Here is a 12,253-nt window from a genome sequence, read left to right as displayed (position 1 = left end):
TAATCCTTATTTTTGTAAACTTAAATTCCATGTAAAAATAATGAAGATTTTTAGATATATTGCGCTTTCTTCTATTTTAGTTGCAGGACTGAGTTCTTGCAAAAAAGAACCCGAAAATCAATGGAAAATAGAGATTAAAGATACTGCAGGAAAGGTTGAAGTGACTGACATTTCCAAGGAATTCTACAATCCTAATATTTCGTTGGATCAGTTCAAAGCCCAGTTTCCTTGGTTTCAGGGCAGTGTTTCTGATTCAGATTTCGGAAAAAGAAGAACGGATGCAGAAGAAATAAAAATCTACAAGGAAGCTATTGGAAAAATAGATCAGACTAAGCTCCAAAAAGAACTTCAGAGTTTATTTTCCCATATAAAGCATTACTTTCCTCAATTTAAAAGTCCAAAGGTTTTTCTGTTTTCGTCTGCCTTACAGATGGTTCAGGATCCTATTTTTTATGATCAGAAAGGAAATCTTTTATTCATAGACATTACTGGCTTTATGGGAGATGGAAACGCTCATTACAAAGGATTGGAGCTCTATTTTCAAAAGTCGATGAATCCTCAGAATATTGTTCCCAAGGTTTCTCAGCTTTTTGCCGAAAATATTGTCACCGAATCTGCCGATCACCAGAAATTTATTGATCAGGTCATTGTTAACGGAAAGGTGATGATTCTACAGGATGCTTTTCTTCCTGACTTCCCTGATTATTTGAAAATGAATTATACCCAAAAGCAGTATGAATGGGCGACGACCAATGAAGCCAACATCTGGAATTATTTTGTGGAGAGCAATTTGCTGTTTGGTGATGATCCAAGATTGGGTGAACGTTTTATTGCTCCAGGGCCATTTTCAAAATTTTATACAGAGATTGACAATGAGTCTTCACCACAAATTGGAATTTTTACAGGATGGCAGATCTGTAAGGCTTATCTTAAAGAAAAACCTGAAACTAAGCTGAAAGATTTCCTGAAAATGGATGCCACAACAATCTTTAATCAGTCCGGTTATAAACCGAAACTTAAATAATAGAAAATTTAGAATTTAGAAAAAATAGAGAAATGAGAAAAACTCAGATTACGATAGATGTAGAGCTGGATGAAAACCACATCCCTGAAAATATTACATGGAACGCTCAGGATGGAGGTGTTGAAAAAGAGGAAACTAAAGCTACAATGATTTCCGTATGGGATGACAAAGCAATGGAAGCTTTAAGAATTGATCTTTGGACAAAAGAAATGCCTGTAGATCAAATGAAGATGTTTATTCACCAGATTTTAATGTCTTTGGGAAGCACTTACCAAAGAGCTACCGGTGAGGAAGATGTAGCACAATGGCTGGAAGAAATTGCAGAGGAATTTGCAGTAAAATCAGCTATTAAGTAAAATACAACACAATAAATGTAACTGTAGACCAAAATAATAATGATAAAACATTGATAAATTGGTACGCTGTTAGATTGATAAATTATAAAATATTATGAATTTTAATACAAAAGTAATTCACGGAGGGCAGCATCATGAGTCTGCAACGGGTTCTGTAAATGTTCCTGTATTTTTAACCTCTACATTTGCACAGAAAAGCCCGGGAGTACATTCCGGATACGAATATTCAAGAGCTGCTAACCCTACAAGACAGGCATTGGAAGACTCTTTGGCAAGTATTGAAAATGGAGCGAGAGGTTTAGCTTTCGGTTCCGGACTTGCTGCTATTGATTGTGTTTTAAAATTACTAAATCCGGGTGATGAAGTAATTGCTGTAGATGACCTTTACGGAGGAACTTACAGAATGTTTACCAGACTTTTTGAAAAATATCAGCTGAAGTTTACTTTCGTAAATTTTGATGATGTTTCTAAAATTGCTGATGTAATCACTGATAAAACTAAACTGATCTGGGTAGAAACTCCAACGAACCCTTTGATGAAATTGGTAGATATCAAAGCTGTTGTAGAGATTGCTAAAGGAAAAGATATTTTAGTAGCGGTAGATAATACTTTCGCAACCCCTTATATCCAAAGACCAATTGATCTGGGAGCTGATATTGTAATGCACTCAGCCACTAAATATTTAGGTGGACACTCTGACGTGATTGCGGGAGCCCTTATTGCTAAGGATGCTGAACTGGGAGACAAGCTTCACTTCATCCAATTTGCAAGTGGTGGTATTTTAGGACCTCACGATTCTTATCTTGTACTAAGAGGGATCAAAACATTGGCATTAAGAATGCAAAGACACTCAGACAATGGTCTTGCAGTAGCAAAATATCTTGAAAATCATCCGGCAGTTGATAAAGTAATTTATCCTGGATTAGAGTCTCACCCTCAATATGAATTGGCAAAATCTCAAATGAAGGAATCTGGAGGAATGGTTTCATTCACATTCAAATCCGGTAAGAAAGAAGATGCTGTTAAATTCTTAGAGAAAGTAAGAGTATTTACACTGGCAGAATCTCTAGGAGGTGTAGAATCTTTAGCTAACCACCCTGCTTTAATGACTCACGCTTCCATCCCTGCAGAAAAACGTGCTGAATTAGGAATCACTGATGATCTGGTTCGTTTAAGCGTTGGTATTGAAGATGCGGAAGATCTTATTGCAGATCTGGAAAAAGCTTTTTCTTAATACATCACAATAAACTAAAATGAGAAGGATTTAATATCTTTCTCATTTTTTATTACCACCACAAAATATCTATGAAAAATACAAGAAAAGCCATCATTTCAGATTTGCCTCAACTTGCAGAATTATTTGATCAGTACAGAATATTTTATCATAAGCAATCCGATGTTCCAGCGGCAGAAAATTTTCTTCAGGAAAGAATTGAAAACAAGGATTCTGAAATTTTTGTTGCGGAAGAAAATGGTATACTCACAGGTTTTGTACAATTATACCCAATATTTTCATCTACAAGAATGCAGCGCTATTGGCTGTTGAACGACTTGTATGTCAATGAAAATCATAGAGGAAAAGGATACTCCAAAGAACTTATTGAAAAAGCCAAAGAATTATGCAAAGCTTCCAATGCCTGCGGAATACTGCTTGAAACAGGAAAAAGTAATGACATAGGAAATCAATTGTATCCATCATCCGGTTTTGAACTGTATGACTCTGTAAATTTCTACGAGTGGAGCAATTCATAGGTTTTGTAAGATGTAAAAAATAAAGTGTATTATATCTAACATTATCACCATTCTCACCATTCTCACCTTAACTTATAATCCAAAATAATATGACAGATTTTCAAAAATATATCCAAAGATACCTGGACCTTATTCCATCCGGAGATTGGTCAACTGAATTAATAAAATCAGAAGAGAAAACAGCAGGAATTTATTCTAATCTTACTGAAGAACAATCTAAATTTGCCTACGCTGAAGGAAAATGGACACTAAAAGGCGTTTTATTACATTTATCAGATACTGAAAGGGTTTTTCAGTACAGAATACTGGCCATTGCCAGGGGGGAGAAAAATAATCTCTTGGGATTCGATGAAAATGAATATGCTGAAAAATCCTACGCCAATGAAAGATCTCTTGAATCTTTATTGGAAGAATATAAATTGGTAAGAAAATCTTCAAAAATTCTTCTGGAAACCATGAACCCTGCTGCTTTACAAAGCATTGGAACAGCCAATGGCCATGAAATTTCAGTAGAGACCATTGGAAAACTTATTGTTGGCCATAATTATCACCATTTGAATATTATTGAAGAAAGATATTTGTCTAAATTGGGATGGATGTAAATGAAACATCCATTAAAGTAGTTTCAAAACCATGTTTTACACAAGCAATATTTATTAAGAGCGGGCTTTTGTTCGCTCTTATTTATTTCCTTTTCAATGACTTTAACAAAACTTAATAAAAAATATTATTTTTGGTTAAAACAACACAAATGTCCTTTACCAAAATTTATATACATCTTGTTTTCTCTACAAAGAGCAGAACTCCCTACCTTAACACATTCTACCTAAGAATAAAGGCTTGGAAACATATTAAAGAATATGCCACGGAAAAAGAAATCTTCCTAGATATGATTAATGGATATTCAGATCATTGTCATTGTCTTATCTCCTTAGGAAGCAATCAAAGTATACAGAAAATTGTTCAATTATTAAAAGGAGAGTCTTCCTATTGGATTAATAAAAATCAACTTACAAAGGATAAGTTTTCTTGGCAGGATAAATATTTTGCTGTTTCTGTTTCCGAATCAAAATTGGATTCTGTTAGAAATTATATTAAAAATCAGGAAAAACATCATCAGAAAAAAACTTTTACAGATGAGTATCAGGAATTTATTGAAAAATATAATTTTAAAATGTAGGTTTTGGCTAAAGCCAATGAAGGTTTATAAAATTTAAAAACGGGCTAAAGCCCATTTCTATTGATGTTTTATCAACATGAAAAAATACCTTAAAATAGGTCATTACATTTGTATAGAATTAGATTGGGCATATATCAAATTCAATAGGAATGGGCTTCAGCCCATTAAATAATAGAAAAAATCATTCTGGCTTTAGCCAAAACTTAAAAACAAAAAACATCCGTCCATTTACCCCTCAATTTTTTGTACAAAATTCATATATTTTTTACCTTTATCAACTGTTTTGAATTCAAATAAAATTATGGAAAAAATAATCGAAATATTAAAATCTGGCGGAACTATTCTCTATCCTACTGATACCATTTGGGGGATTGGCTGTGATGCCACCAATATAGAAGCGGTCAATAAAATTTTTGACATCAAGAAGCGCGAGAAAAATAAATCCATGATTATTCTTGTAGAGTCTGAAAAAAGGCTTCAGGATTTAGTAGATGTTCCTGAAATGGCTTGGGAAATTATTGATCTAAGCGAAAAACCAGTGACTATTGTTTATGAAAATCCAAAAGGTTTACCTAAAGAGTTACTTGCTGAAGATGGAAGCATAGGAATCAGGCTGGTAAAAAATGATTTTTGTAAAAAATTAATTACCAAGCTGAATAAGCCTTTAGTTTCTACATCTGCCAATTTCAGTGGTGAGAAAAGTCCTTTAAAGTTTTCTGATATCTCCGAAGAAATGATAAGTCTTGTAGATTATGCCGTGGAAGAAGACAGAGATAAGGTTTCAAAATACTCAGGTTCTTCGGTTATCAAAATATGGGGTGATAACAGAATAAAAGTTCTTAGGGAGTAAAAACTTCAGGTTAATCTATTCATTTTTTAGAGCCCTGCCGGCTCATATCAACAGAATTTCTTTTTTTAGTTCTATCTTTGCAAAACCCAACTCATAAAATAGATGCTATGAATCATCAGGAATTCGCTAAAATGTGGATAAATACCTGGAACTCTCATGATTTGGAAGATGTTCTCTCTCATTATTCTGAAGATATAGAGATCACCACTCCCATGATTGCCATGGCTACTGAAGGGAAAGAAAGTTCTCTAAAAGGTAAAGAGGCTGTTCGTGAATACTGGAAAAAAGCATTGGAAAAATTTCCGGATCTTCACTTTGATCTCATCCAATCAACGGCTGGAATAGATTCTGTAGCATTATTTTATAAGTCTATTATGGATAAGCATGCTGTGGAAGTAATGTTTTTTAATGAAGAGGGAAAAATTAGTAAAATGTACGCTCATTATGAGTAGTGAACGGCATGGGTAGAAATTGACGCTATTATAAACGATGAAAATTAATCTTAATCAAAATAAGAATTTAAAACTTTTTAAAATAATTTCTGAAGCTGCAGAAAGGAACAACCAATCTGTATACATTGTTGGTGGATATGTTCGGGATCTTCTTATGAAGAGAAAGGCTTCTACGGACATTGACTTTGTGACTGAGCAAAGCGGTATTGAACTGGCCCAGAATGTGGCTAAGGACATTGATCCTAAATTAAAGGTTTCTGTATTCAAAACCTATGGAACTGCCATGATTAAGTACAAGGATCTTGAACTTGAATTTGTAGGGGCCAGAAAGGAAAGTTATACAGAAAACAGCCGCAAACCTGAAGTGGAAGGCGGAACATTGGAAGACGATCAGAAAAGAAGAGATTTCACCATCAATGCGATGGCAATTTCTTTAAATAAAGATAATTTTGGAGAACTTATTGATCCTTTCAACGGGATTGAAGATCTGGAAAAAGAAATTCTGAGAACTCCATTAGAACCTGCCCAAACCTATTCTGATGATCCATTGAGAATGATGAGAGCAGTACGTTTTGCTTCAACCCTAAGCTTTACCATTGAAGAGAATTCTTTAAATGCCATTAAGCAGGAAGCAGAAAGAATCAATATTGTTTCTATGGAGAGAATCATGGTTGAATTTAACAAGATCATGTTATCTGAAAAACCATCAGTAGGATTAAAACTGATGGAACAAACCGGTCTTTTAAAGCTTATCATTCCTGAATTAATAGAACTTAAAGGGGTAGAGGAAGTAGAAGGACAGACTCATAAGGATAATTTTTATCACACCCTTGAGGTAGTGGATAATATTTCTGTAAATACCGATAACCTTTGGCTGCGTTGGTCTGCATTACTTCATGATATCGGAAAAGCACCTACAAAAAAGTTTGTGGAAGGAACAGGCTGGACTTTTCACGGACATGAATTTTTAGGCTCAAAAATGGTAAAGACCCTTTTCCAGAGACTGAAACTACCATTAGGAAGCGATATGAAGTATGTTCAGAAAATGGTAAAGCTTTCTTCCAGACCTATTGCCCTGATTACAGATGATGCTTCAGACTCAGCACTAAGAAGGCTCTTATTTGATGCAGGAGAAAACCTTGAGGAACTTTTTACACTTTGCAAGGCAGACATCACCACTAAAAACTCTAAAAAACAGGAGAAATTCAAGAAAAACTTTGAATATGTGGCGGTTAAAATTAAGGAAGTAGAGGAAAAGGATCAGGTAAGAAACTTCCAACCTCCTATCACAGGAGAGGAAATTATGCAAATGTTTGACCTTAAGCCGGGACGTGAAATCGGTATTTTAAAAGAAAAGGTGAAAGAAGCAATCCTTGAAGGAGAAATTCCCAATGAGAAAGAAGAGGCAACCAAGTTTGTCATTGCTGAAGCAGAAAAACTGGGATTAAAAATATAATTGAATTTTACAATGTATAAAAAACGGCTGGGTATGAAACTCCAGCCGTTTTTCGTTTGCTTCAATGAGGTATATAACAAAGCCGGACGGGCTCTGAGAGCCCGTCCGGAAAAAAACACAAATGATGAAAAAATAAAAAATTATTTTTGCGTACGCCTTAGGCGCTATTCTTAATTTTTATAGAATCCGTTGGTTCCAATACCAGCAGTAAAGTTTTTCAATAGAGAACCATTGTTCGCATTGTAAACATTTACTTTACCGTCTTCCGAGAAGTTGGCATCTGCAGCAAATATTCTACCATCAATCACATCAAAACCATACACATTTCCTACAGCTGTAACAATAGGTGTAGTTGGAACAGTTGTAGAATTAACGGCCATACCATAAACTTTATTGCTATCAGTAATAAAATAGAACTTATCACTATCTGCTCTCAATTTCTGAGCTTTAGGAATTCCTGTAAGAGTTGTTGTTGTAAAAGTTCCTGCAGAAGAATTGATCTTGTAAATGTAAGAGTCTGTATTATCAGAAACCAATACATACGCGCTTCCTTTGTAAGAAATAAGGTCTTTAATAATCCCTACGCTAGGTAGTGTAATAGTTTTGCTTATAGTATTGTTAGACGGGCTTACAACACTGATTGTATATCCTGTTGCAAATGAATCAAAAGGAGGAGCCGTGTTATAACCAATACCATCTGTCTGTACAATAATATTACCTTCTGCTTCAACTACTTTTTCAGCATAACGCGGAAAACTAACACTATTTACATAGGTATTATCTGCAATATTATAGGCATTAAGCTTTCTTACATCCGCAAAGTTATTGTTCGTTACAAAATACTTATTTCCAGAGAATGCTATATATCTTGGATTATCAAGATTAGCAGTTACTGTAGCTTGTTTTCTAAATGTATAACGGTTTACAATCTCAATTTTATTAGGAACATTGGCTACCAAATAAGCACGATCTCCAAGAAAACCTATACTTTGAAGTACCTTACCAAAAGACTCTTTATTGTTATTCTCAGAATAGATGTTAGTAAATATATTCCCAAGACTATTACTCAAAAAGGTAACGTCAGAAGTAGGCTTTGTAAATCCACCCTCGTTGGAAACAAGGATTCCGTTTTCATACGTAGTTGACTTGTTAGTCTCACTATCATTATCACTGCTACATGAAACATTGAAAAGTAACATGGAAGCAAATGCAAGAGGTAAAATTCTTTTAATATTCATATATACTTAATTTTATTTTTTTAAAAATTGATATTTAAACTTACACTGTAATTTCTTTTAGGTAACGGATAAGCAAACATGGTATAATAAACTTCATTGAAAATATTATTAACCTTGAATCCTATAGTATAATCCTTATGGAACGTAAGACCAAGCCCGGCATTCATTACAAAATATTTTTCTAAGGCCTCACTTCTCTTTTCATTGGAATCCGTATAGGTAAGCCCATTAAAAAGTCCCTGAACATATACTTTTATAAACTCATACTGATAATCAATATTTCCGGTGAACTTATGGAATGGTACATACATCAATTGCTTTTTCTTCTCAAGATCCTGAGAATTTGTGTAAGTATATCCAAGGTTTCCTTTTAAAAGATGTTTACCGAACCTTTTTATATATTCCATTTGGGCCTCTACCCCGTATGATCTTACATGATCTGTATTTACAGGACTATAATATCCGGAGGAAGTTGGAAGCCATCTTATCATATCCCGGATATCCAGGTAGAAAGGAGCTACCGACATCTGAAGAGCCCCTACCTTAAACTGATTTCTCAATTCAAACTGATAGGATGTCTCCGGTTTTAGGTTCATGTTACCTCCCGGCTGCCAATATAGATCATTGAATGACGGAGCCCTGAAGTTTCTGGAAACACTCAGTCCCAAATTATACCATTGGAGGGCATTCCATTTTCCTGAAAAAGAAAACAGTACAGGTGAGCTAATTTTTCCAACAAAATCTTTTCGTATTCCGGCTTCAAGACGGAGATCTTTTAAAGGAAAATATCTTACTAATCCTGAAACAGATCCCATATTCCTGCTTACATTATCGATTCCCGAACCGTAACCCTCTCCTTTATTGAGTTGATATTCTCCAATAACATTGAAGTTCCATTTAGAATTAAAGAAATAATTAAAATCATTCTTCAGGATATAATTCTTCCCAGTTCCACCACTGGTCTGAGGACCATCAGCTTTAGCAAAGTACTGAAAATTCTCCTCTGTATAAGCTGCCTTAAAAGAGTTATTGAATTGAGTTTTATTCCAATCCCATGAGATCAGGCTTCTTACATTTTGAGTTCTGTATTTCGTTTCAGTTTCGCTATTAAAGAGGATTGGGTAATGCTGTTGCCCGTTAAAAAATTCCGAAATCCATGAAATCTGGTGGTGTGGAGTAATTTTATAGGCTGAAGCAATATTGAAATTGGTATTATAGTACTGCCCGTTTCTATTGATATAGTTTTGAGCCTCTTTTACTTCATAATCATTCTCACTTACAGAATAATTCCCAGAAGCCTTAAAGCTGAATTTTTCATTGCTATAAGAGCCTTTAAGGAAGTTATTATAGGTATTAAAAGATCCTGCTTCTGAAAATAACGTACCTTGAAATCCTTTATTGAAATCCAGATTATTATTCAGGTGAATACTTCCACCAATAGCTCCGGAACCGTAAGTGACACTTCCACCACCGGCTTTTATTCCGATCTGGTCATATCCGAACAAGGCAATATTATTAATATCTCCCTGTCCTAAAAAATTAGAATTAATATTAATTCCATTCCATACAAAAGCCGTCTGCTGAGCAGTGGTTCCCCGGAAAGATGGTGAAGAAACAGCCCCACGTCCGTTTTCCTTAATATAAACAGCAGACTGAAATCTCAGTAGCTCAGAAAGATTACTTGAATTTTTTTTGACATCTTCAGTACTAATAGTTTTTACAGGATGAAAAAGCTTCACCTTATTCATCTGACTATCAAAAATAAAAATCGTATCAACAGCTTTCTCCTGTCCAAAAAGAAAGCAGCCGTAAGACGACAAAAACAGTACTAAAGATCTTTTTATATCCATATTAATTCACTTTTCCTCCGAAAGCAATATGTTTTTTTTGATTATTATTCTGGCAGGTCTCCTGACTTTCGCTTTCTGCGCCTTCCCGTTTGTACAGTGGCTGTTTACAGAAACTTTTGTTGCGATTTACAGTTGCGGGGACAGTCTGGGGATCTCACCCAATTCCCTTTTCATTCCAATATGCTGGAAACCAAAATTTTTGCAAAGATAGCTTTTTAAATGTATTGACCAAAAAGCAGATTTATAGGTCAGTCATTACATTTTGTTGCAATCTGCATCTATGTTTGACAAAAAAAGATACATATAGATTTACTATAAATGCGCAGACAATTTTATGCAGAAAACATTATACATATAAAATAAAACAGCTGCCTCCATACGAAAGCAGCTGATTATGTATAATAAGATGTTTGCTTATTTACCGATTACTTCTGTAATTGGGTTTCCAACATTTCCACTTGGGAATTGAATTTTCAGTAATGAAGAAACGGTAGGCGCAATATCTGTCATATGATAAGCCTTGTTGCTTTCTCCCTGCTTCACTCCCCATCCCATAAAGATCAATGGAATATGTGAATCATAAGAATTCCATACACTGTGTGTAGTTCCTGTTTTAGAATATGGCGGAAGCATAGAATCATGGGAAATCAATTGAATATCACCACTTCTCTGTCTGTTGATTCCGTTGATAATTCTTTGTTTGATAGGCTCCGGAATACTTGCTTCCTGAACTTTATCTACAGAAACGGCATATAAAACAGTAGGGTCTTTTTCTAATTCTTTTACCGCAAAGTTTCTCACATCATCCAACTCAAGTTTGTTGTCTGCCAATACTTTTCTATCAAAATAAATCTGATAGTTATCAATGGCATTAACCAATTTATCAGCACCAAACTTCGCTTTCAACTTTTCATTAATATTCTTTTCAGCTCCTTCTCCGAAAAATCCGGTTGGGATTTTATGCTCTTTCAGGAATCCTACAGAATGTGCACCTCCGTGGTCAGCAGAAAGAAAAACGGTATACTCTCCTTTTCCAACTTTCGAATCCAGATAGTTGAAGAATTGTGCTAAATCCTGATCTAATCTGATATAAACATCCTCCACTTCAATAGAATTGGGTCCGAATTTATGTCCTGCATAATCCGTTGAAGCCAAATTGATTGCTAAAAAGTCTGTGATAGCATCTCCTCCTAGTTTTTCACCCTCTACAGAAGCTTCTGCCAACTTCAGAGTCAGAGTATTTCCGAAAGGAGTATAACGGATGTTATCTTTTTTCGTTTGATAGTCTTTTGCTAGATCGTTGTAAGGAAAAGTAGGTGTCTTTGCACTTCCCAATAGCCCTTCCCAAGAAGAATTATCAGGTGAACTTTCCGTATACTGATTAATTGGAAGTAAAGTATTCCAACCATTTGCTACTAATTTTTCTGGCAAATTCTGAGAGTTGAATGACTTTACCCATTGAGGAAGATCATTCATATACCATGTACTTGTAACAAAATTCCCTGTACTGTCATCAAACCAGAACGCTCCATTTGGAGTGTGTCCTGCAGGAAGAATGGAAGCACGGTCTTTCAAAGAAACACCAACTACTTTCCCCTGAAAATTGGTTGCCAGTCTTAATTCATCTGTTACTGTTGTAGACCAAAGGTTTTTCGGAGAGTGGCTTCCTGTTTTTGCATTGGTAGTCCCTACCGGCTGAACGCTGTCATCTGCAGTACAGTATACTCCTTTACCCGTTTCCTTATCCGTCCAGTCGTTTCCGGCAATTCCGTGAATTGCGGGTACAGATCCTGTATAGATACATGTGTGCCCCAACGCTGTAATGGTAGGAACATACGGAATGTGTACATTATTTAAAGAATATCCTGTATTCAATAATCTTTTGAAACCGTCATTTCCATATTTATTGTAAAAACGGTATAGATAATCCCAACGCATTTGATCCACTACCAGACCTACAACTAATTTGGGTCTTTCCAATTGAGAATTTCTGTTCTTCTGCGCATTGATTGTAACTACGGACAAAAAAGTAGCTGCCGCAATTGAAATGTTCCTAAGCATCCAAGTAAATTTTTATTGATCACAAATTTAGGGG

General features: G+C 35.2%; 12 protein-coding genes and 1 riboswitch. Of the genes, 9 read left to right on the top strand and 3 right to left on the bottom strand.

Features of this window, described 5'->3' with window-relative positions:
• Nucleotides 1-40 precede the first annotated feature (40 nt).
• The 9 genes from gldB (at nt 41) to C7D53_RS03555 (ending at nt 7,070) form a co-directional block, all read left to right on the top strand.
• Nucleotides 41-1,024 carry a gliding motility lipoprotein GldB gene (gene gldB, locus C7D53_RS03595; protein WP_106915558.1) on the top strand — a complete coding sequence of 328 codons (984 nt, stop codon included), beginning with the start codon at nt 41-43 and terminating at the stop codon, nt 1,022-1,024.
• 32 nt (nt 1,025-1,056) lie between these two features.
• Nucleotides 1,057-1,380 carry a gliding motility protein GldC gene (gene gldC / locus C7D53_RS03590; RefSeq protein ID WP_106915012.1) on the top strand — a complete coding sequence of 108 codons (324 nt, stop codon included), beginning with the start codon at nt 1,057-1,059 and terminating at the stop codon, nt 1,378-1,380.
• Between the two features lie 94 nt (nt 1,381-1,474).
• A complete protein-coding gene (locus C7D53_RS03585; protein WP_106915011.1) occupies nt 1,475-2,614 on the top strand; it encodes a cystathionine gamma-synthase in 1,140 nt (379 codons plus the stop codon).
• A 71-nt stretch (nt 2,615-2,685) separates the two neighbouring features.
• Nucleotides 2,686-3,132: a GNAT family N-acetyltransferase gene (locus tag C7D53_RS03580; protein ID WP_106915010.1), complete on the top strand. Its 447-nt coding sequence runs from the start codon at nt 2,686-2,688 to the stop codon at nt 3,130-3,132.
• An 89-nt stretch (nt 3,133-3,221) separates the two neighbouring features.
• A complete protein-coding gene (locus C7D53_RS03575; RefSeq protein ID WP_106915009.1) occupies nt 3,222-3,734 on the top strand; it encodes a DinB family protein in 513 nt (170 codons plus the stop codon).
• Between the two features lie 149 nt (nt 3,735-3,883).
• Nucleotides 3,884-4,312, top strand: coding sequence for an IS200/IS605 family transposase (tnpA, locus tag C7D53_RS03570; RefSeq protein WP_106915008.1), 429 nt, complete (start codon nt 3,884-3,886; stop codon nt 4,310-4,312).
• A 298-nt stretch (nt 4,313-4,610) separates the two neighbouring features.
• Nucleotides 4,611-5,162, top strand: coding sequence for an L-threonylcarbamoyladenylate synthase (locus tag C7D53_RS03565; protein WP_262497857.1), 552 nt, complete (start codon nt 4,611-4,613; stop codon nt 5,160-5,162).
• A 107-nt stretch (nt 5,163-5,269) separates the two neighbouring features.
• Nucleotides 5,270-5,614, top strand: coding sequence for a nuclear transport factor 2 family protein (locus C7D53_RS03560; RefSeq protein ID WP_106915006.1), 345 nt, complete (start codon nt 5,270-5,272; stop codon nt 5,612-5,614).
• A gap of 37 nt (nt 5,615-5,651) precedes the next feature.
• Nucleotides 5,652-7,070, top strand: a complete 1,419-nt coding sequence (locus C7D53_RS03555; protein ID WP_106915005.1) for a CCA tRNA nucleotidyltransferase — start codon at nt 5,652-5,654, stop codon at nt 7,068-7,070.
• A 170-nt stretch (nt 7,071-7,240) separates the two neighbouring features.
• Here the strand turns inward: C7D53_RS03555 and C7D53_RS03550 are convergent, their stop codons facing one another.
• From C7D53_RS03550 to pafA, 3 genes are all read right to left on the bottom strand, one after another.
• Nucleotides 7,241-8,308 carry a hypothetical protein gene (locus C7D53_RS03550; protein WP_106915004.1) on the bottom strand — a complete coding sequence of 356 codons (1,068 nt, stop codon included), beginning with the start codon at nt 8,306-8,308 and terminating at the stop codon, nt 7,241-7,243.
• A 20-nt stretch (nt 8,309-8,328) separates the two neighbouring features.
• A complete protein-coding gene (locus tag C7D53_RS03545; protein WP_106915003.1) occupies nt 8,329-10,158 on the bottom strand; it encodes a TonB-dependent receptor plug domain-containing protein in 1,830 nt (609 codons plus the stop codon).
• A 34-nt stretch (nt 10,159-10,192) separates the two neighbouring features.
• A riboswitch (cobalamin riboswitch) is annotated at nt 10,193-10,368 on the bottom strand.
• A 204-nt stretch (nt 10,369-10,572) separates the two neighbouring features.
• Nucleotides 10,573-12,219, bottom strand: coding sequence for an alkaline phosphatase PafA (pafA, locus tag C7D53_RS03540; RefSeq protein WP_106915002.1), 1,647 nt, complete (start codon nt 12,217-12,219; stop codon nt 10,573-10,575).
• Nucleotides 12,220-12,253 lie beyond the last annotated feature (34 nt).

Origin of the sequence: Chryseobacterium aurantiacum (genome assembly GCF_003020585.1) — a bacterium.
Classification (GTDB): domain Bacteria; phylum Bacteroidota; class Bacteroidia; order Flavobacteriales; family Weeksellaceae; genus Chryseobacterium; species Chryseobacterium aurantiacum.
The sequence above is the reverse complement of the archived record's forward strand: the minus strand, read 5'-3'. Positions and strand labels throughout refer to the sequence as shown.

Coding starts and splice junctions, on each gene's coding strand:
- C7D53_RS03550 (WP_106915004.1), bottom strand. CDS start 8,308: ATGAATATTAAAAGAATTTTACCTCTTGCATTTGCTTCCATGTTACTT.
- C7D53_RS03580 (WP_106915010.1), top strand. CDS start 2,686: ATGAAAAATACAAGAAAAGCCATCATTTCAGATTTGCCTCAACTTGCA.
- C7D53_RS03560 (WP_106915006.1), top strand. CDS start 5,270: ATGAATCATCAGGAATTCGCTAAAATGTGGATAAATACCTGGAACTCT.
- C7D53_RS03545 (WP_106915003.1), bottom strand. CDS start 10,158: ATGGATATAAAAAGATCTTTAGTACTGTTTTTGTCGTCTTACGGCTGC.
- pafA (WP_106915002.1), bottom strand. CDS start 12,219: ATGCTTAGGAACATTTCAATTGCGGCAGCTACTTTTTTGTCCGTAGTT.
- C7D53_RS03585 (WP_106915011.1), top strand. CDS start 1,475: ATGAATTTTAATACAAAAGTAATTCACGGAGGGCAGCATCATGAGTCT.
- gldC (WP_106915012.1), top strand. CDS start 1,057: ATGAGAAAAACTCAGATTACGATAGATGTAGAGCTGGATGAAAACCAC.
- C7D53_RS03555 (WP_106915005.1), top strand. CDS start 5,652: ATGAAAATTAATCTTAATCAAAATAAGAATTTAAAACTTTTTAAAATA.
- gldB (WP_106915558.1), top strand. CDS start 41: ATGAAGATTTTTAGATATATTGCGCTTTCTTCTATTTTAGTTGCAGGA.
- tnpA (WP_106915008.1), top strand. CDS start 3,884: ATGTCCTTTACCAAAATTTATATACATCTTGTTTTCTCTACAAAGAGC.
- C7D53_RS03575 (WP_106915009.1), top strand. CDS start 3,222: ATGACAGATTTTCAAAAATATATCCAAAGATACCTGGACCTTATTCCA.